18 protein-coding genes are annotated in these 20,027 nt (G+C 58.4%); 6 read left to right on the top strand and 12 right to left on the bottom strand.

All coding sequences use genetic code 11. From position 1 onward, the window contains the following. Positions 1-56 precede the first annotated feature (56 nt). Both DFS28_RS28095 and DFS28_RS28090 read right to left on the bottom strand, forming a co-directional pair. Complete coding sequence (locus DFS28_RS28095; RefSeq protein WP_111452382.1) at positions 57-1,841, bottom strand: bifunctional diguanylate cyclase/phosphodiesterase; 1,785 nt, start codon at positions 1,839-1,841, stop codon at positions 57-59. A 149-nt stretch (positions 1,842-1,990) separates the two neighbouring features. Then, positions 1,991-4,072, bottom strand: coding sequence for a carboxy terminal-processing peptidase (locus DFS28_RS28090; protein WP_165934026.1), 2,082 nt, complete (start codon positions 4,070-4,072; stop codon positions 1,991-1,993). A 182-nt stretch (positions 4,073-4,254) separates the two neighbouring features. Between DFS28_RS28090 and DFS28_RS28085 the strand changes: the two genes are divergently transcribed. After that, positions 4,255-5,217 carry a zinc-binding dehydrogenase gene (locus DFS28_RS28085; protein WP_111452380.1) on the top strand — a complete coding sequence of 321 codons (963 nt, stop codon included), beginning with the start codon at positions 4,255-4,257 and terminating at the stop codon, positions 5,215-5,217. Positions 5,218-5,373: 156 nt separating this feature from the next. On the opposite strand, the gene DFS28_RS28080 is transcribed toward DFS28_RS28085, so the two are convergent. The 6 genes from DFS28_RS28080 to DFS28_RS28055 all read right to left on the bottom strand — a co-directional run bounded on the left by DFS28_RS28080 (position 5,374) and on the right by DFS28_RS28055 (position 10,733). Beyond that, positions 5,374-6,027: an HAD family phosphatase gene (locus tag DFS28_RS28080; protein WP_111452379.1), complete on the bottom strand. Its 654-nt coding sequence runs from the start codon at positions 6,025-6,027 to the stop codon at positions 5,374-5,376. 34 nt (positions 6,028-6,061) lie between these two features. Further along, the gene (locus DFS28_RS28075) at positions 6,062-7,051 is read right to left on the bottom strand and encodes an ABC transporter ATP-binding protein (RefSeq protein WP_008145851.1); all 990 of its coding nucleotides are present in this window, start codon (positions 7,049-7,051) and stop codon (positions 6,062-6,064) included. Further along, a complete protein-coding gene (locus DFS28_RS28070) occupies positions 7,048-7,848 on the bottom strand; it encodes an ABC transporter permease (protein ID WP_008145853.1) in 801 nt (266 codons plus the stop codon). Before DFS28_RS28070 ends, DFS28_RS28075 begins: the two co-directional genes overlap by 4 nt. After that, a complete protein-coding gene (locus DFS28_RS28065; RefSeq protein ID WP_165934027.1) occupies positions 7,835-8,671 on the bottom strand; it encodes an ABC transporter permease subunit in 837 nt (278 codons plus the stop codon). The genes DFS28_RS28070 and DFS28_RS28065 overlap by 14 nt, the downstream gene beginning before the upstream one ends. Positions 8,672-8,676: 5 nt before the next feature. Then, positions 8,677-9,483, bottom strand: a complete 807-nt coding sequence (locus DFS28_RS28060; RefSeq protein WP_111452378.1) for an alkaline phosphatase family protein — start codon at positions 9,481-9,483, stop codon at positions 8,677-8,679. Positions 9,484-9,662: 179 nt separating this feature from the next. Further along, on the bottom strand, positions 9,663-10,733 hold the full coding sequence (locus DFS28_RS28055) for an ABC transporter substrate-binding protein (RefSeq protein ID WP_111452377.1): 1,071 nt from the start codon (positions 10,731-10,733) through the stop codon (positions 9,663-9,665). A 349-nt stretch (positions 10,734-11,082) separates the two neighbouring features. Between DFS28_RS28055 and DFS28_RS28050 the strand changes: the two genes are divergently transcribed. Next, complete coding sequence (locus DFS28_RS28050; protein ID WP_008145862.1) at positions 11,083-11,796, top strand: UTRA domain-containing protein; 714 nt, start codon at positions 11,083-11,085, stop codon at positions 11,794-11,796. A 30-nt stretch (positions 11,797-11,826) separates the two neighbouring features. On the opposite strand, the gene DFS28_RS28045 is transcribed toward DFS28_RS28050, so the two are convergent. Continuing rightward, positions 11,827-12,594 (bottom strand): class III extradiol ring-cleavage dioxygenase, encoded by a 768-nt coding sequence (locus DFS28_RS28045; RefSeq protein ID WP_111452376.1) that lies wholly within the window; start codon positions 12,592-12,594, stop codon positions 11,827-11,829. A 103-nt stretch (positions 12,595-12,697) separates the two neighbouring features. Between DFS28_RS28045 and DFS28_RS28040 the strand changes: the two genes are divergently transcribed. Next, the gene (locus tag DFS28_RS28040; RefSeq protein ID WP_111452375.1) at positions 12,698-13,354 is read left to right on the top strand and encodes a thiopurine S-methyltransferase; all 657 of its coding nucleotides are present in this window, start codon (positions 12,698-12,700) and stop codon (positions 13,352-13,354) included. Between the two features lie 186 nt (positions 13,355-13,540). Here the strand turns inward: DFS28_RS28040 and htpX are convergent, their stop codons facing one another. Together htpX and DFS28_RS28030 are read right to left on the bottom strand one after the other, a co-directional pair. Beyond that, positions 13,541-14,428 (bottom strand): protease HtpX, encoded by an 888-nt coding sequence (gene htpX / locus DFS28_RS28035; protein ID WP_111452374.1) that lies wholly within the window; start codon positions 14,426-14,428, stop codon positions 13,541-13,543. Between the two features lie 316 nt (positions 14,429-14,744). Next, on the bottom strand, positions 14,745-15,956 hold the full coding sequence (locus tag DFS28_RS28030) for a pyridoxal phosphate-dependent aminotransferase (protein ID WP_111452405.1): 1,212 nt from the start codon (positions 15,954-15,956) through the stop codon (positions 14,745-14,747). A 226-nt stretch (positions 15,957-16,182) separates the two neighbouring features. Here DFS28_RS28030 and msrB point away from each other — a divergent pair, with 226 nt between their 5' ends. The 3 genes from msrB to DFS28_RS28015 all read left to right on the top strand — a co-directional run bounded on the left by msrB (position 16,183) and on the right by DFS28_RS28015 (position 17,699). Beyond that, the gene (gene msrB, locus DFS28_RS28025; protein ID WP_111452373.1) at positions 16,183-16,578 is read left to right on the top strand and encodes a peptide-methionine (R)-S-oxide reductase MsrB; all 396 of its coding nucleotides are present in this window, start codon (positions 16,183-16,185) and stop codon (positions 16,576-16,578) included. 177 nt (positions 16,579-16,755) lie between these two features. Continuing rightward, positions 16,756-17,241 (top strand): glutathione peroxidase, encoded by a 486-nt coding sequence (locus tag DFS28_RS28020; protein ID WP_008002671.1) that lies wholly within the window; start codon positions 16,756-16,758, stop codon positions 17,239-17,241. Then, complete coding sequence (locus tag DFS28_RS28015; RefSeq protein ID WP_008145868.1) at positions 17,238-17,699, top strand: MarR family winged helix-turn-helix transcriptional regulator; 462 nt, start codon at positions 17,238-17,240, stop codon at positions 17,697-17,699. The genes DFS28_RS28020 and DFS28_RS28015 overlap by 4 nt, the downstream gene beginning before the upstream one ends. On the opposite strand, the gene DFS28_RS28010 is transcribed toward DFS28_RS28015, so the two are convergent. Further along, positions 17,683-20,004 (bottom strand): response regulator, encoded by a 2,322-nt coding sequence (locus DFS28_RS28010; protein ID WP_178082237.1) that lies wholly within the window; start codon positions 20,002-20,004, stop codon positions 17,683-17,685. The genes DFS28_RS28015 and DFS28_RS28010 overlap by 17 nt on opposite strands. Positions 20,005-20,027 lie beyond the last annotated feature (23 nt).

Here is a 20,027-nt window from a genome sequence, read left to right as displayed (position 1 = left end):
AGAAGAAATGGGATTGAATTGTGGGAGCGGGCTTGCTCGCGAAGGCGTCAGATCAATCACCGCTGTCCTACGAGCAAATCCTCACCCGGCACCGCCAGACTATCAATCACATGCACGCTATACCCCGGCACATTCTTCGCGTGATGCTTGGCCTGCGATGCCATCTCCGCCAACTGGCTTGCATCGAGTTGTCCACAGGCCTGTGGATGTAAATGCACCACGCCGATCGACAGTGACAGCAACGCGAACTCCTGACGCACACCCTGACGGTTTGGGGCGATGAAGCAGCCGGCTTCCAGGTGTTCGCTGCGATAAAAGCGTCGGCATTGGCTCTGGAAGTCGTCCAGCAACTGGTTCAAGCGCTTGCGCCAGTCTTCCGGGCCGAGCACCAGCAGGAAGTCATCACCGCCGATATGGCCGACAAAGTCGCGGGAAGGGTCGACGCGATCATTCAGGCATTGCGCCAGGCACAGCAGGACTTCGTCCCCACGGCCGTAGCCGTAGATGTCGTTGAAGGGTTTGAAACTGTCGATGTCGACGTAGCAGATCACCGACTCCCGTTGCTGTTGCAGCAGTCGCGACAGGCATTGCTGAATCGGCACGTTGCCCGGCAGCAGGGTCAGCGGGTTGGCGTAACGGGCTTGCTGGATCTTCAGTTCGGTAATCAGTTTAAGTACGTCGATCACTCGGCCCAGCCCCAGGTAACCGCCGTTGAGGGTAATGATGAAGTCCTCTTCGATGCGCTGCCGCGCGCGGCTGGTGATCAGGCGACTCACTTGTTGCAACGACTGGCTCATCTCAACGGCGAGGAAGTCATCACTCATTAAACGGCTGATCGGCTTGCGGGCGAACAGGTCGGTAGCAAAAGGCTTGAGCAGTGCATCGGAGAGCGAATGCCGGTGGACGATGCCGCAGGGCTGGCCTTGCTCGTCGAGCACCGCCAGGGAGTTCAGGTTGGCCTGGCGGCGAAAGGCTTCCAGGACGGTGGCGGTCGGGGTATCGCGACCCACTGCCGGTTGGTCGTTGAGCAAAGCGCTAAGGTCGCTGACTTCATCATTCAATGCCACCGCTGTGCTTTCCCGTTTGGGCATCAAGGTTCGGGCATCACGAGGTGGATGTTCCTGGGGGCGGCAGAGCAGATAACCCTGAACCAGATCCACGCCCATCTCGGTCAACACTGCGAGTTCTTCTGGTAGCTCGATACCTTCCGCGATCACTTGCGCCCGTGAGGCCTTGGCAATTTGCAGGATCGAGCCGACAAATTCGCGCTTGAGGGCATCCTGGTGAATGCCGTCGATGAAGTGTCGATCAATCTTCACGTAGTCGGGACGCAATTCAGACCACAGCCGCAAACTCGAATAGCCTGCGCCCAGATCGTCCAGGGCAATGGAAAACCCCATCGCTCGATAGTGATGCAGAGCGGTTTGCAGCAGCTCGAAATCGTCGGTGGGTGTTTGTTCAGTCAGTTCGATCACCACCTGGTTCGGCGGTATACCGAAATCCTGCAGCAGTTGCAGGGTGCGCCCGGGTTGGTGGGCGGCCTCGAGCAGGGATTCAGGGGAAACGTTGAGGAACAGTTTGCCGGGCAGTTGCTGATCATTGAAGCGTCGGCAGGCGCTTTGACGGCAAGCGATTTCCAGCTCGCTCAGGCGGCCGGCCTGACGGGCAACGGCGAACAGTGCGAGGGGTGAGTGCAGCGGACTGTTGGAGGGGCCGCGACTGAGGGCTTCGTAACCGACAATACGTCGTTCAGAGAGGGAAATGATCGGCTGGAACAAGCTGTGCAAACCGCTTTGAGTCAATATGGAACTCAAGGCACTCAGCTGTTCTGTGGTGGTCATGGCTTTCTCTGGCGATAAAAAAAGGACTGGGAGCACTCTCTTGGGTAAAGAGGAGCTCCCAGTCCTTTATTTCACGACAGAATGATGACTGTATGATGACGCTCCGGAGAGCGTCAGCATTAAATTGCCATCATCTTGCTTATTACAACTTAGTGCTTGGCTACCGCGGTATTGAGTTTCAGGTAGTCCAACAGAATCCGCCCGGTCTCGCTCAGGTAGGCATCGTCTTCTGGTTTGGTCTTGTCTGGCTCGGCCGCGATCGCGTCTTCGTCTTCTTTCTTCAGCTCTTTGAGCGGCTCTTCACCCTTGGCCTTGCGACGGATGTTTTCCATGGCAAGTTGCTTGGCTTCGATATCGGCGTGTTGTGCACGACGATCGGCTTCATTGAGGCTGACGGTTTTTTCCGTCATCAGTTTCTGCGCCAGGGCCAGTTTATCGCGGATGAACACGAACTCCGCGTCTTTGGCCGAGCGTACGTCATGCTCGGATTTGAGCTGCGAAATGTACGGTTTGAACGGATCGACCGCAGGCTTGATGGCCGCGCGGATGGTGTCCCACGGCATGGCTTCAGGCAGTGCGCTTTCGCCGATTTCCTTGGTGTCGATGATCGACGGGTAATCGATGTCCGGCAGTACGCCCTGATGCTGGGTGCTCTGGCCGGAAACCCGATAGAACTTGGCCAGCGTCAGTTTCAGTTCGCCATGGTTCAGCGGCTGAATGGTCTGCACGGTGCCTTTACCGAAGGTCTGGCCACCGATGATCAATGCGCGGTGATAGTCCTGCATGGCGCCGGCAAAAATTTCCGAAGCCGAGGCAGACAAGCGGTTGACCAGCAACGCCATCGGCCCTTTGTAGAAGGCCCCCGGGTTTTCATCTTCCAGTACATCGACCCGACCATCGGCATTACGCACGAGAACGGTCGGACCTTTGTCGATGAACAGACTGGTCAGCTCGGTGGCTTCCTGCAGGGAGCCGCCGCCGTTGTTGCGCAGATCGATGACCACGCCGTCGACCTTGTCTTTCTGCAACTCGGTCAGCAGTTTCTTGACGTCGCGAGTGGTGCTCTTGTAATCCGGATCGCCAGCACGGAAAGCCTTGAAGTCCAGGTAGAAGGCAGGGATCTCGATGACGCCGAGCTTGTAGTCCTTGCCGTCCTGTTTCAGGTTGAGGACCGACTTCTTCACCGCCTGGTCTTCAAGCTTCACCGCTTCGCGGGTGATCGGGACGATCTTGCTGGTCTGGTCGTTCGGCGCATTGCTGGCCGGGATCACTTCCAGGCGCACCACGGTGCCTTTGGGCCCACGGATCAACTTGACCACTTCGTCCAGGCGCCAGCCGACCACGTCGACCATTTCCTTGTTGCCCTGGGCAACACCGATGATTTTGTCGGCCGGTGCAACCATTTTGGTCTTGTCGGCCGGGCCGGCAGGTACCAGACGTACGACTTTCACCTGATCGTTGTCGCTCTGCAACACGGCGCCAATGCCTTCGAGGGACAGGCTCATGTTGATGTCGAAGTTTTCCGCGTTATCCGGCGACAGATAGTTGGTATGCGGGTCGTAGGACATGGCGAAGGTATTGATGTACGCCTGGAAGATATCTTCCGCACGGGTCTGGTCCAGGCGCGTCAACTGATTCTTGTAACGCTTGGTCAGGGTTTCCTGAATCTGCTTGGAGTCCTTGCCCGCGATCTTCTGCCGCAAGACTTCGTCCTTGACGCGTTTGCGCCATAGGTCGTCGAGTTCTGCGGTGGACTTGAGCCAAGGGGCGTCCTTGCGATCGACCAGCAAGGTTTCCTTGGTGGTGAAGTCGATCTTGTCGACGCCTTTGTTCAACTCGGCAAGGGCGAAGTCCAGACGCGCTTTGACGCGGTCCAGGTAGCGCTTGTAGATGGTGAACCCGGCATTCAGGTCGCCGCTTTTGAGGAAATCGTCAAACTGGGTTTTCCACTTGTCGAATTCGGCAATGTCGCTGGCCATGAAGTAGCTGCGCGACGGGTCCAGCAGTTTGAGGTAGCTGTCATAGATGATCGCGGAGCGCGCGTCATCGAGCGGCGGCTTGCTGTAGTGATGGCGCTTCAGCAATTCGACGACGTTCAGGCTGGCGATCACTTCGTCACGATCAGGCTGAAGCTTGTCCCAGCTATTGGCTGCAAACGAACTGGTCGACATCGGCAACAGACCGATACCAATGAATAGGGCTAGGGCGGTGCTGGGGAAAAAATGCTTCATGCTGATTCGACGCGGGGACAATTGATCACGCATATTAGGCCGTCTTTGAAGTCGCCGGTACCACTAGTCTCTGTATGGAAACTGCCTGTTAGCTTTCGTACAGACCCAAGGGCCGGTCGCATAATGCAAGAAAGCCCGGCGCTACAGCTACGGGCTCAGTCCAGACTCACTATGGAGGCACTGTGAAAGCATTGCAAGGCGTTGAAGGTCGAGTGGAGTGGGTTGAAGAGCCCAGTCCTACATGCGATGTAGGACAAGTTCGGATTCGAGTGGCGGCTGCGGGTCTCAATCGCGCCGATTTGTTACAGAAGGCGGGTCTTTATCCGCCACCGCCGGGAGCCAGTCAGGTACTGGGTCTTGAGTGTTCGGGGGTGATCAGCGAGGTGGGGCCGGGCTCGTCCTGGCAGGTCGGGGATCGGGTTTGCGCCTTGCTGGCCGGGGGCGGGATGGCCGAGGAGGTAGTTGTCGACGGACGGCATGTGTTGCCGGTTCCCGAAGGTTTGTCCCTGGCGGAGGCGGCAGCGCTGCCAGAAGTGTATGCGACCGTTTGGCTGAATTTGTTTCAACTGGCTGCGCTCAAGCCGGGTGAGAAAGTTCTGCTGCACGCCGGAGCAAGTGGAATCGGTTCAGCTGCCATTCAGCTGTGCAAGGCGTTTGGTAACCCGTGCTGGGTCAGCGTCGGTTCCGCCGAGCGTTTGGCTTACTGCGAAGCGCTGGGCGCCCAAGGTGGGGTTGTGCGCAACGGGGATCTGGACAGCTTGAGTGACCTGGGGCCGTTCGATGTGATTCTCGACCCGGTGGGCGGCAACTATGCCGCGCTGAATCTGAAACTGATGGCGCTCGATGGTCGTTGGGTGCTGATCGGCCTGATGGGCGGTCGTGAGGCGCAGCTGGATCTGGCGCAGGTATTGGCCAAGCGCGTGCAACTGCTGGGTTCGACCTTGCGCAGTCGCGACGAACAGTTCAAGGCGGATCTGTTCAGCGATCTCAGCCAACATGTCTGGCCGCTGTTTGCCGAAGGGCGTTTGAGCCCGCAATTGGCCAAGACCTTCCCGATCAAGGACGCCGAAGCGGCGTTTGCGGAGTTGGCAACTAATAAGGTGTCGGGAAAGTTGGTGTTGGTGATCGACGAAAGCCTGGTTTGATCCCTGTGGGAGCGGGCCCTGTGGCGAGGGGATTTATCCCCGTTCGGCTGCGAAGCAGTCGTAAACGCGCTTTAACTTTGAAATGCCGGGGCCGCTCCGCAGCCCAACGGGGATAAATCCCCTCGCCACAGGGCCCGCTCCCACAGGGGCGCGTGGTTACTTCCAGGTATGGATCGGCCAGCCGGCCTTTTCGGCGTGTTCAAGCAGTACCGGATCCGGGTTTACCACGTGTGGGAAATCTACTTTCAGCAGCAACGGCAAATCATTGCGTGAGTCGGAGTAGAAACTGGCGCCTTCCAGGTTTTCCTCTTGCGCATCCAGCCACTCCAGCAAACGCGTGATCTTGCCTTCGCGGTAGGTCAGCGTGCCAACGGTGTTGCCGCTAAACACCCCATGTGCCACTTCCAGCTCGATGCCGAGAATCTCGTCAATGCCCAAACGATCGGCAATCGGCCTGACCAAGTGCGTGCCCGACGCCGAAATCACCAAAATCCGGTCGCCGGCCTTGCGATGGGCCGCAATGGCTTTGGTGGCGTCACTGAAAATGATCGGCTCGATGAAGTCTTCCACCCAAGGCCCTACCAAATGGTCGACCTCTTCGGGGGTGCGCCCGATCATCGGCTCCAGGCTGAAGGTCATGTACTCCTCCATCCGCAGTTTGCCGTGGCTGTAGGCGTCCATCAGTTCATTGTTCTGACGCATGAACGACTCGGGATCGACCCAACCCAGGCGACCCATTTGCTCGCTCCAGAGTGTGGCACAGTCGCCGTGGATCAGGGTTTCGTCCAAATCAAAAATTGCCAGGGCCATCAGTGCGGTTCTCTCTTCAACATCAGCAAAGTCATCAGGCTACCTCACACAGGGCCGTCGGATCGATGGAAAGCGCCAGACGCTGACCATCGGGATGCAAATCGGCCGCCGAGCGGTTCAGCACATCTACCACCAATTCCACGCCCCTGGCTTCGACCCGGTAGCGAATCACGTTGCCCAACAGGCTATGGCTGCGGATTTGTGCGTCGAGTTCGCCGTTGAGGCTCAGTTCGATGGCTTCCGGGCGAATCGCGATGCGGTGGGTAATCGGTCGCTGCAGCAGTTTTGTGGCGCTGTCGGCGTCCAGCAGGTTGTAGTTGCCGATGAAACCAGCGGCAAAGATATCGATGGGTGCAGTGTAAAGGGTCTGGGCGTCGCCGCTCTGTACGATCTTTCCCTGATTCATCAAGAAAATTCGGTCGGACATGGTCAGGGCTTCTTCCTGATCGTGAGTGACGAAGATCGTGGTCAAGCCGAGTTCACGCTGGATCTGACGGATCTGCTCGCGCAGGTGCTTGCGAATTCGCGCATCGAGGGCCGACAGCGGTTCATCCAGCAACAACAGGCGAGGCCGGGTCACCAACGAGCGGGCGAGGGCGACTCGCTGGCATTGGCCGCCGGACAGTTGATGCGGATAACGCGCGGCGAAGTCATTGAGTTCCACCAGTTTCAGTACTTCGGCAACACGCTTGTGGCTGTCGTCGGCGTTGACCTTCTGCATGCGCAAACCAAAGGCGACGTTCTGCTCGACGGTCATGTTCGGAAACAGCGCGTAGCTCTGGAACACCATGCCGATCCCGCGTTTCTGCGGGCTCAACGGAACGAGGTCCTGGCCATCGAGCAGGATTTTGCCGCCGTCCACCGAGGTCAGCCCGGCGATGCAGCGAAGCAGTGTGGACTTGCCGCAACCGGACGGGCCGAGGAGGGTGACGAACTCACCCTTCTGGATTTCACAGTTGATATCGCTGAACACCGTGGTGCCCGCGTAGCTTTTCAGTAGGTGTTGGACGCTGACGAAGCTCATTGGCTTTTGTCCTTGTTCAAAATATTGGCAGCCCAGGTCAGAACCAGCACAAAGAAGAAATAGGAAATCACCAGCGCACTGGTGAAGTGGCCGCTGCTGTTGCGCATGTTGTTGAGGTAGACCTGCAGGGTTTCGTAGCGGGTCCCGACGAGGATGTTGGCGAACACGAACTCACCGAACAGGAACGAGAACGACAGCAGCAATGCCACCATCAAACCTTTGCGCAAGTTTGGCAGCACCACCAGGAACGCCGCTTGCCAGGTGCTGGCACCGAGCAGTTGGGCGGAGTCCATCAGGTCTCGCAGGTTGATCGCCTGCAAGTTGTTGGTGATCGCCCGGTACATGAACGGCAGCGCCACGGTGAAGTAGCAGCCGATCAGAATCCACGGCGTCCCGACCATCGCGAACGGCCCCGAACCGTAGAGTTGCAACAGACCCACCGACGACACCACCGGCGGCACTGCGAAGGGCAGCAGGATCAGGATATTCATCAGCGCATCGAGTTTCGGAAAATGGTAATGCACCACAAACAGCAACGGCAGAATCAGCACCACGGACAGAATCAGCGAGCCGACGCAGACCAGCAGCGATTGGCCGAACGAATGAAGAAACCGCGGATCGCTCCACAGCTCCACGTACCATTTAACGGTGAAGCCACTGGGCAGAATGGTCGCCGACCAACTGCTGGCGATCGAGTAGATCAGCGTTCCGAGCAACGGTAGCAACAGGATGGCAAACAGCAAATACACCACCACCCGGTGATAGACCCCGACGGGGCCCAGTTCAGCGCGAGACATGGTAGCTCCTCTTCAACAGCAACTGATGCACGATGGTCACCAGGGTCATCAACGCCACCAGCACCACGGCCAGGGCACTGGCCAGGTTCGGGTCCAGGGAAATGTCGCCGGAAACCATCGCTGCGATGCGGATCGGCAGCACGTTGAAGTTGCCGGTGGTCAGCGCATACACCGTGGCGTAGGCCCCCAGGGCGTTGGCCAGCAGGATGACAAATGTACCGAGCAGCGCCGGGGTCAGCACGGGCAAACCGATGTGCCGCCAGAACTGCCAGCCATTGGCGCCGAGCAGCGCGGCGGATTCACGCCAGTCTTCGCGCAGGGCATCAAAGGCCGGGTAGAGCAGCAGCACGCCGAGCGGAATCTGGAAGTAGGTGTAGAGAATGATCAGCCCGGTTTTCGAATACAGGTTGAAGTCCTGAATGATCCCCGCCTGCTTGAGCATGATGGTGAAGCTGCCGTTGAAGCCCAGCAGAATGATGAACGCGAAGGCCAAAGGTACGCCGGCAAAGTTGCTGGTCATGTTGGCGAAGGCGTTGACGAAGTTGCGCAGTTTCGAGTCGACCCGGCGCAGGGAGTAGGCGCCGAGCACCGCGATGATGATCCCGAACACGCTGGACCAGAAACTGATCTCGAGGCTGAACTGGATCGCCTGCAGATAGAACTTCGAATTGAAGATCCTGGTGAAGTTGGCGATGCCCCAGCCGAACTCTTCCGATTGCAGGCTGTTGATCATCACCCAGGACAGCGGCGCGATCTGGAACACGATAAAGAACAGTGCAAAAGGCACCAGGCACAAGGCTGCCAGCCATTTTCCGCGCTTCATGGTGTTCACTTGAGCAGCTCCCGGCACACAGGTTTGTCGTGGGGCACACCCAGCAGTTCACAGACGGTGCCGCAGATTTCAGTCTGTTTCGGTGCGGCGTTGGCATTGAAGCTGAAAGCGTCGCCGAGGACGAACAGCGGTACTTCGCGTTCTTCCGGCAGCAAGCCGTTGTGGGAGCGGTCGTTGTTCATGCCATGGTCGGCGGTCACCAGCACCTGATACCCGGCGTCGAGCCAGGTTTGCAGATAGTCGGCCAGAATAATGTCGGCCGAGCGGGCGCTGTTACGGTACTGCGAGGTGTCGAGACCGTGCTTGTGCCCGGCGTCGTCGATGTTCATGGGGTGGACCAGTAAAAAGTTCGGCGCATGACGCAGGCGCAGGTTTTCGGCGTCGGCGAACAGGTGCGAGTCCGGGTAGTGATCGTTCCAGTAGAAATGTCCGTGCTGGATCGGCAGGTCCGGGTCGTCGGTGTGACGATCCCGCGGCGCACTAAACGGCGAACGGTTATACAGCTCACTGACCCAGTGATAGGCCGCGGCGGCGGTGACAAGGCCGGCATCGCTGGCGTAGTGATAGATGCTGCGCTGGTTGGACAAGCGTGAGACGTTGTTGTGGACGATGCCACTGTCGATCGGCGTGACGCCGGTCAGGATGCACTCGTAAAGCGGTCGGGACAGTGCCGGCAATTCGCACTCCAGTTTGTAGAGCGCCGCGCGTCCTGCGCCGACATAAGCCTGCAGGTGCCCCATGGCGTGACGGGCGACTTCGTAATTAAGGCCGTCGAGCACGACAAGGATGACGTTGTGCTTCATAGGGGCTGGAACTCCGCAAAACAGATGATTCAAATACGCAACCAATCCTTTGTGGGAGCGAGCCTGCTCGCGATAGCGGTCTGACATTCAACATTGATGTTGGCTGACAGTCCCTCATCGCGAGCAGGCTCGCTCCCACATTGGGTCTCCATCAGATCCCCAAATGGGGATCTACCGCATTACTGCTTCATATTGACGATGACTTCTTCCTGCCACTTCTGCGGAAGGGCTTTGGAGGTCTTTTCCCATGCGTCGGCGTCTTTGATCGGCGTGACCTTTTTGTACTGCTCGTTAGGCAGCAACTGGGCCTGAACCTCGGCCGGCAGCGTCAGATGCTCGGCGCGGATCGGACGGGCGTTACCGCGTGCCAGGTTGATCTGGCCGGCGTCGCTGAAGATGTATTCGCGGGCCAGTTTGGCGGCATTCGGGTGCTTGGCGTATTTGTTGATGATGGTGGTGTAACCGGAGATCACCGAGCCATCGGATGGAATCAGCACGGTGTAGTCATTCGGGTTGACCATTTTGGCCTTGTAGCTCAGACCGTTGAAGTCCCAGACCACGCCGACTTCGATTTCACCCTTTTCCATGGTGGCAATGGTCGGGTTAGCCATCGACAGGCGGCCTTGTTTGGCGATCTCGGAAAACAGATCCAGCGCCGGCTGGAGGTTTTTCTCATTGCCACCATTGGCGAGCGCGGCAGCCAGAACACCGTTGGCGGCTTGGGCTGCGGTGCTCACATCACCGATGGAAACTTTGTATTTGCCGTTCTTGAGGTCAGCCCATTTGGTCGGAGCGTCGGAGCCGTGCAGCAACTTTTTGTTGACGATGAATGCGATGGTGCCGGTGTAGGCGAGCGCCCAGTTGCCGTCCTTATCCTTTGCCCAGCTCGGGATCTGATCCCAGGTGCTTGGCTTGTAAGGTTGAACAACGCCTTGTTTCACCGCGATCGGACCGAACGCTGCACCGACATCACCGATATCGGCAGTGGCGTTGTCTTTTTCAGCGGCGAACTTGGCGATTTCCTGGGCCGAGCTCATGTCGGTGTCGATATGTTTCAGGCCGTAGTTCTTGGCCAGGTCATCCCAGGTGCCTTTCCAGTTGGCCCAGTTGTCGGGCATGCCGACGCTGTTGACCTCTCCTTCCGCTTTCGCCGCGGCTTCCAGGGTTTTCAAATCGCTATCAGCCGCCATCGCGGCGGTACACATGGCAATGGTCGAGCCTAACAGTGAGGCCAGGAAAAGCTGTTTCATCCGAAGCTCCTTTGGGCGTTTTCAACGCTGCGATTGCGGTTATGTTGGTCTAGGTCAGCAATACCTGAGCCAATTTAGACGTCTCTGATGACATTTTGATGTCGACGACCGGTCGGCCTATATTTCTTGAGCGGCAATGGTCAGGCTTCGGAGTAAGCGTAGACCATGGCTAATAGGCTGATATAAAAGGACTTGGCCGTGAATTTGCAGGTGTCTGGATCAACCGTTCGGCGGCTTTGTCATCTGTCAGTCATGTGCAGTGCCTAGGCTTGTCGGGAATTGAGGGAACCGATTTGAATCGCGGTTCCGCCCCGAAACAGTGCTGGTCTAGTCCAGATAGGTAACGTTGATGCGCATCGAGACAACCAAAGCGGTGACAGCCATCGGGCAGGTTCTGCAGGAACAGCTCGACCATGGCCTGTTGGCGCCCGGGAGCAAACTGCCGGCCGAGCGCAAGCTCAGTGAGTTGTTCGGGACCACGCGGATTACCGTGCGTGAAGCGTTGTTGCAACTGGAAGCCCAGGGGCAGATTTATCGAGAGGAACGCCGTGGCTGGTTTGTGTCGCCACCGCGCCTGGCCTACAACCTGATGCAGCGCAGTCACTTTCACGCGATGGTCAGTGCGCAGGGGCGGGTGCCGTCTACCGAGGTGATTTCCGCGCGGTTGCAACCGGCGTCGGCGGCGGTCTGTGCCTGGTTGCAGTTGCCGGCGTTGTCCAGTGTGATTCAGATTTGCCGGGCACGGCGGATTGATGAGCGGCTGGTGTTGTATGTGGAGCACTATTTGAATCCGCAGTTTTTTCCGGGGATTCTGGATTTCGATCTGAATCAGTCGATTACCGAGCTGTATGCGCGGCATTACGACTTGCATTATGGGCGGGTGCGTTTCGAGATTGTGCCGACGGCGTTGTCGGTGGATGCGGCGGCAGCTTTACGGGTATCGGTGGGGAGTCCGGGGTTGCGCATCGCTCGGGTCAATTACGATCAACATGAGCGGTTGATCGATTGTGATCTGGAGTTTTGGCGGCACGATGCGATTCACGTTGGGGTTGATGTGGTCTGAGCCTGGCCGCCACAGGCCTCGGTTCTGTCATTACCCGAATCGGTAAATGTCCATGCCCAGGGCGCCCATGGTGAATCCCTTGTGGGTCACGCTGAATGTCCCTCCCGCGCCGCGCGCAAAGTACAACGGCAACAGATGTTCATCACTGGGATGGTTGCGCACTGCATTCGGTGCTTGCTGGCGGTAATCGTGCAACGCGGTTTCGTCGTTGGCAGCGAGTTTTTCGATCATCCAGTCACGAAAGGCCTGGGCCCAGGGTTCGACGCTTTCTGTGCCGGCGTGCCAGTCCAGTTCGCGCAGGTTGTGGGTGATGCTCCCGGAGCCGATCAACAGCACGCCGTGTTCGCGCAGACTGGCCAGGGCATGACCGACGCGGGTCTGCAAGGCCGGACCGCCGCGGGTGGGCAGCGAGACTTGGACCACGGGGATGTCGGCTTGTGGATACATCAATGACAAGGGCACCCAGACACCATGGTCGAATGGCCGTTCGGCGTCGATGCGTGCGGGCAGGCCATCGCTTTTCAGCAGTTCGACAACCTCTGCGGCCAATTGTGGATTGCCGGGCGCCGGGTATTGCACGTCGAACAACGCCTGCGGAAAGCCGCCGAAGTCATGCCAGGTTTCAGGCTGGGGGTTGCCGCTGACCAGCAATTCATTGCTTTCCCAATGCGCAGAAACAATTACGATGGCTTTGGGTTTCGGCAATTCTGCGGCCAGGCGAGCGAGGGCGGGCCCGCTGGCACCCGGTTCCAGTGCCAACATGGGCGAGCCATGGGATATGTAGAGGCTGGGGAACATGAATGAGCTCCTGAGGGGTAAGATGGCATCATCTTCAGTCAGATCATTGATCTAAATCTAATATAAGTTTTAGGGTCTTTTGATCGAATTTTCGGGATTAATTATGCAGCCGGAGTTTTGGCACAAGCGGTGGACGTCGAATCAGATCGGCTTTCACCTGCCGGAAGTGAATCCATATCTGCAACGGTACTGGCCGCAGCTGGGCCTGGAAGAGGGCGCGCGCGTACTGGTGCCGTTATGTGGGAAAAGCCTGGATCTGCTGTGGCTGGCGAAATGCGGTCACGAGGTGCTAGGCGTCGAGTTGTCGGAAAAAGCGGTGGAAGACTTTTTTCACGAGCATCAATTTGACCCGGACGTCAGCGACCAAGGCCCCTTCACGGTCTATCGGGCGGGCTCGATCGAGATCTGGTGTGGTGATTTCTTCGCGTTGACGGCCGGCGACGTCGCCGATTGCAGTGCGCTGTACGACCGCGCTGCGTTGATCGCCTTGCCACCGACGATGCGCGAGCAATACGCCGAGCATCTGAAGCGGATTGTGCCGAAGGATTCGCTGGGGCTGCTGATTACCCTGGATTACGACCAGGCACAAATGGAGGGGCCGCCCTTTGCCGTGCTGGACGACGAAGTGCAACGGTTGTTCGGTGCTTCGTGGGAGTTGAAGATTCTGGAGGACCAGGACGTGCTGGGCGAAAGCTGGAAGTTCCTGGAAAGCGGTGTTACGCGGCTTGAAGAGCGGGTTTATCGGGTTTCCAGCCGATAGATTGGTGTTGTTTGTACCGGCCTCATCGCGAGCAGGCTCGCTCCCACACTCGATCTCTGTGCACCGAAGATTCAATGTGGGAGCGGGCTTGCTCGCGAAGAGGCCCTGAAGCACACTGCCAAAATCAGCAGACAAAAAAAAAAGGCCCGCATTCACTGCGGGCCTTTTCTTTTAGTGCGGAACCTCTCAGCCCCGACGACGCAACGCGTCGATACGCTCTTCCAGCGGCGGGTGGCTCATGAACATGCGGGCGAACCCCTGTTTGATGCCACCGTTGATGCCGAAAGCCGTCAGGGTGTCCGGCATGTGCACCGGCAGCCCCTGTTCGGCACGCAGGCGTTGCAGGGCGCCGATCATTGCGGCGGTGCCGGCCAGACGTGCACCGGCTTCGTCTGCACGGAATTCGCGTTTACGCGAGAACCACATGACGATGGCGCTGGCCAGAATGCCCAGGACCAGTTCGGCGAAGATGGTCGCCACGTAGTAGGCGATGCCCTGGCCTTCTTCGTTCTTGAAGATCACCTTGTCGACAAAGTTGCCGATGATCCGTGCGAAGAACATCACGAAGGTGTTCACCACGCCCTGGATCAATGCCAGGGTGACCATGTCGCCATTGGCGACGTGGCCGATTTCGTGGGCCAGAACGGCCTTCACTTCATCAGGCGAGAAACGCTCGAGCAGCCCTTGGCTGACCGCGACCAACGCGTCGTTCTTGTTCCAGCCGGTGGCAAAGGCGTTCGCCTCGTAGGCCGGAAAAATACCGACTTCGGGCATTTTGATCCCGGCTTCCCGGGACAATTGCTCGACGGTTTGCAGCAGCCATTGCTCGTGACGTGTGCGCGGCTGGCTGATGATTTGGGTGCTGGTGCTCATCTTCGCCATCCACTTGGAGATGAACAGCGAGAACAGCGAACCGGCGAAACCAAAGACCGCACAGAAAATCAGCAGCTGATTGAGGTTGAGATCAACCCCGTTGGCCGCCATGAACCCGTTGAAGCCGAAAAGGCTCAGGGTGATGCTGGCAATCAGCACGACCGCCAGGTTAGTGGCCAAAAACAGCAGGATGCGCATCATGGTTGTAGAAATCTCCTCATGCTAAAGATGTAGCGTACTGCGGGGTATATAAGGTGCTGACTCGGGCTATTCAACCGGGTGACTATTTCAAACTGTGTCCTACGGCAACAGTCTAGCTGTTTGAAGGGCATTTCCGACGTCGATGCAGGAAGTGTTTGTCAGCCAATTAACGTCGTAAACCCCGCCGTTGTTAGACGCGAGCACACAACGAGTCATCAGTCAGCGATTGAAGAAGCGATGTTCGGCAGGGTGCAAAGAAATGTTGCTGAATCAATCACCGTGCGACTTGCGCAAGCGTCGCACGGTGACAGGCAGGTTATTGGCGATAGGACTTGAGGAAGTTGCCGATACGTCCGATGGCCATGTCCAGGTCGTCCACGCGCGGCAGGGTCACCACACGGAAGTGGTCCGGCCATGGCCAGTTGAAGGCGGTGCCTTGAACCACCAGCAGCTTTTCCGACAGCAGCAGGTCGAGCACGAATTTCTCGTCGTTATGGATCGGGCAGACTTTCGGGTCGATCCGTGGGAATGCATATAGCGCGCCCATTGGCTTGACGCAGCTCACGCCGGGAATGTCGTTGAGCAGTTCCCAGGTACGGTTGCGCTGTTCCAACAGGCGTCCGTTGGGCAATATCAGATCATTGATGCTCTGGTAGCCGCCGAGGGCGGTCTGGATCGCATGCTGGCTCGGCACGTTGGCACACAGGCGCATGTTCGCCAGCATGTCGATGCCTTCGATGTAGCTCTGGGCGTGGTGTTTCGGGCCGGAAATGGCGATCCAGCCGGAACGGAAGCCGGCTACGCGATAGGACTTGGACAAACCGTTGAACGTCAGGCACAGCAGGTCTGGCGCCAGGGAAGCCGTGCAAATGTGCACGGCATCGTCGTACAGAATCTTGTCGTAGATCTCGTCGGAAAAAACCACCAGGTTGTGCTGACGGGCCAGTTCCAGCATGCCCAGCAGGACTTCTTTCGAATACACCGCGCCCGTCGGGTTGTTCGGGTTGATGATCACCAGTGCTTTGGTGTTCGGGGTGATCTTGGCCTTGATGTCGGCCAGATCCGGCCACCAGTTGGCCTGCTCGTCGCACAGGTAATGCACCGGGTTGCCGCCCGACAGGCTCACCGCGGCAGTCCACAGCGGGTAGTCCGGTGCCGGCACCAGCACTTCGTCGCCGTTGTTGAGCAGGGCCTGCATCGACATCACGATCAGCTCGGAAACGCCGTTGCCCAAATAGATGTCTTCAATGCCGACGCCTTCTACCTGCTTTTGCTGGTAGTACTGCATCACGGCCTTGCGGGCGCTGAACAGACCTTTGGAATCGCTGTAGCCCTGAGCAGTCGGCAGGTTGCGGATGACGTCCTGGAGGATTTCATCCGGCGCTTCGAAACCAAAAGGCGCCGGGTTGCCGATGTTCAGCTTGAGGATGCGATGGCCTTCCTCTTCCAGGCGTTTGGCGTGCTTGAGCACTGGGCCGCGAATGTCGTAGCAGACGTTGGCGAGCTTGTTCGATTTGCTGACCTGCATGGCGATGTGTTCCCGAAAATGAACGATCCAGGCGGCGTATGAACGACCGTACTGGGAATCCTGCGTATTCACACAGGCCTGACGCCTTGAGAAGCAGCACCCATAAATCCGTTTGAATGCGCGTGGTCTGGCTGCCAGACTGGCGTTTGACGAGGCGCAATCATACGTGCCGCCCGATCCGTGGAAAAGGTACAGATCGGGCTTTTTCAGCTGCTGAGGTGTGACGATGGAAAAGTTGGAAAAAACCCAGGAAGAATGGAAGGCGATGCTCGACCCGGAGCAGTACAACGTTTGCCGCCTCAAGGGCACCGAGCGACCGTTCTCCGGCAAGTACAACGACACGAAAACTGACGGTGTTTACCACTGCATCTGCTGCAACGAGCCGCTGTTCGACTCCAAAACAAAATTCGACTCCGGCTGCGGCTGGCCGAGCTTTTATGCACCGATCGGCGACAGCGCCATGGTCGAGATCCGTGACGTCAGCCACGGCATGATCCGCACCGAAGTGGTCTGCGCCAAATGCGATGCGCACCTGGGGCACGTGTTCCCGGACGGTCCGCCGCCGACCGGCCTGCGTTATTGCATCAACTCGGTGTGCCTGGACCTGGTACCGCGCTCGTAATGCGAGCCCTGTAGGAGCCGAGCTTGCTCCGGGCGGCGATCCGACGATGGCGATCTCAAGAACGCCATCGCCGGCAAGCCGTGCTCCTACGGTTGTTCTGCAATCGATTTATTAAATTGCACACAATTCAATTGCTCGCTATGTTCGTCTCATCTTCCCTCATTTAGAGTCCGAGCCATGAGCGACAACCTGCTGAGCATCCCTTGCACCACCATCAAGGGTGAGCAAAAGACCCTGGCCGATTTCGCCGGCAAGGCCGTGCTGGTGGTCAACACCGCGAGCAAATGCGGCTTCACCCCGCAGTACAAAGGCCTTGAAGAGTTGTGGCAGACCTACAAGGATCAAGGTTTGGTGGTGCTGGGTTTTCCGTGTAACCAGTTCGGCAAGCAAGAGCCAGGCAACGAAGGGGCGATTTCCGAGTTCTGCGAGTTGAACTTCGGCGTCAGTTTTCCGCTGTTCAAAAAGATTGAAGTCAATGGCGCAGGTGCCCATCCGCTGTTCGTTCAACTGAAAAAGCGCGCGCCGGGTGTGCTGGGTTCCCAAGGCATCAAGTGGAACTTCACCAAGTTTCTGATTGGCAAGGACGGCCAATTGGTCAAGCGCTTCGCCCCCGCGACCAAGCCGCAGGACCTGACCCGCGAGATCGAAGCCCTGCTCAAATGAACACCTTGTCAGTCGATTCCCTGAAGCTTGACAGTCAACTGTGCTTCAAGCTGTACGCCGCTTCCCGGGCGGTGATCCGCGCCTACAAGCCGATGCTTGATCAGCTCGGCCTGACCTACCCGCAATACCTGGCGATGCTGGTGTTGTGGGAATGGCAGGAGGCGGCCCCTGAGCAACCGACGGTCAAGGCGTTGGGCGAACGCCTGGCGCTGGATTCCGGCACGTTGACGCCGTTGCTCAAGCGTCTTGAGCAACTGCAACTGGTTCAGCGTCAGCGCTCGGCGCGGGACGAGCGGGAAGTGCACTTGAGTCTGTCGCCAACCGGCAAGGCTTTGCGCGATCAGGTCGGGCCGCTCAAGGCCCGTCTGCTATGCGACAGCGGTGTGGATCTGGATCGCCTGAATGATCTGCGTGATGGCCTTGATCACCTTTTGGGGCAAATCAAAGCGCTGTCGTAGTAGGAACCCACAAGTCCAGCAGGGCCGCCAACTCTTCCCGGCGGAAGGGTTTTGCCAGGTAATCGCTCATGCCTGCCGCACGGCAGCGTTCGCGCTCTTCGGACATGGCGTTGGCGGTCAGGGCGACAATGGGCAGCTGTGGCCAGCGTCCGCTGCGACGGATTTGCCGACTGGCCTCGTAGCCGTCCATCACCGGCATGTTGCAGTCCATCAGCACCAGATCGAATTCGCTCTGCTCCAGCTGATCCAGCGCCTCCCCACCGTGACCGGCGACAATCACCTCGCAACCGAGTTTTCCGAGCATCCCCTTGGCCACCAGTTGGTTGACCGGATTGTCCTCCACCAGCAGCACGCGTCCGCGTCGTTGTGGGGAGAGGCTGTCGAGCCGGGCACCGTTGATCGTGTTGAGTTCCGGCTGCAGGGTTCGCCGCAGCGTCTGGTACAGCGCGTTGCGTGCCAGAGGCCGCGCCTGTTGCTGTAAGGGAGCGAGGGCGAGGGCTTGTTCGCTGGGCATGAAATTGCCGTAAGCGGTGACCAGCAAAATGGGGGCTGTACACGAAGGACGCAGGCCAAACAGGCATTCGGGGCAATCGGTAATCAGTACGTCGGGGTTCAGGCCCAGTAACGAGTCATCGATGGAACGCTGCTCATAGTCGAGCCCCCAGCCGGGTAATACACTTTTCAACAGTTCTGCCAGACCGCTGCTGGCGGCGGTGATGGCGATGACCTTGCCCTGTAAAGAGGCCGGGGGAAGGGCGCGGGTGTGGCTGGGCAGCGGCAGGTCTGCACAGAACTGGCTGCCGAAGCCTGCTTCCGAGCTGATGGTGAGGCGCCCCTGCATGGCTTCGCAGAGGTTGTAGGTCAGTGCCAGGCCCAACCCGGTTCCGCCGAATTGCCGGGTAATGCCGGCACCCGCCTGCGTGAAGGGCTGGAAGATCTTGACCTGGGCATCCTGGGCGATACCGATGCCGGTGTCGCAGACTTCGATTCTGACGCCGTCCCCGAACGTCGACAGGCGCACATCGACGCGACCGAAACGGGTGAACTTGAGGGCGTTGGACAAGAGGTTGCTGACGATCTGTCGGACCCGGGTCGGATCCCCAAGCACCAGGGCCGGGAACTGTGGGTCGATCAGGCAGCTCAGCTCGACACTCGGCGCGGCGTTTTGCGATAGCAGGTTGGCGGTGTCTTCAATCAGCGAACCGAGGTCGAACGGAATATGTTCGAGCTCCAGTTGGCCGGCATCGAACTTCGACAAATCGAGAATATCGTTGAGCAGTTCCACCAGTACTTTGCCCGAGTCATGGGCGATGGACAGCTGTTGCTGTTGCTCGGCATTGAGCGGGCCGTCCAGGGAAAGTGCGATCATCCCCAGCAGGCCATTGAGCGGCGTGCGGATCTCGTGGCTCATGTTGGCCAGGAACACCGAGCGCGCTTCGGCCATGTCCAGGGCGGTCCTGCGGGCGACTTCCAGCTCCTCGTTGGATTGGCTGAGCCGCGAGTTGATCGCCTTGAGTTCCGCGGTGCGGGCCGAGACGATGTTCTCCAGTTGCCCGAGGTAGTCGGTCAGGCGGTTCTCGGCGTTGCGTCGCTGCTGGATTTCGGTGGCGATGTTTTCGAATTGTTGATTGGCAACTTTGACCAGTACACCGATTTCATCGTTTTCATGGTCCGTCGGACACTCCAGCGACGTCGACTCCGTACTGCGTGGGTCGCGACTGCTGAGTTCACGGATGACCCGCACCAACGGCTTGGTCAGCATCACGTAGAACAACGCCAGCAGGATGCCGGTCAGCAGCAGGCTGCGAGCGAAGCCATTGAGCAGGGTCACCTCGGCCCGACGCAGGAACCGGTTACCGAATGAATAGGTGTCGACGTCCAGACGCAGGGTGCCGAGGGATTCGGTCGGCAAGTGATCCAGGTAGAGACGGTCTTCGAACTGCCGGTTGGCGCCGAACAGGAAGTCGCTGATCACTCGATAGCTGCTTTGCACGCCTGGGCGTTTGACGTTGGCCAGCACGTTATTGTTGTTGTCGATCAATTGCGCGCCGATGATCGCCGGCGAGTGCAACAGGCCCAGGGTCAGTTCCTGAGCGAGTTCGGCGTCGATGTTGTAGGCGATGCGGGACGCGGGGTTATGGCTGATTTCCAGCAAAGACAGGATTTCGCGGTTGATGGAGGCGTCTTCACTGGCATAATCGATGCCTATTTGCAGCAGGCTGAGCAGCGTGCCCAGAATGAAACCGACCAGCACAGTAAGCCTGGCTTGCTTGTAGGACAGCCGGTTGGTGAACTTGATATCCATGGGGTGTTGAACCACTTCCGTTT

The sequence above is a fragment of the Pseudomonas sp. 478 genome (assembly GCF_003254125.1).
Taxonomy (GTDB): domain Bacteria; phylum Pseudomonadota; class Gammaproteobacteria; order Pseudomonadales; family Pseudomonadaceae; genus Aquipseudomonas.
Note: the sequence above shows the minus strand (reverse complement) of the source record. Positions and strands in the feature narration are given on the sequence as shown.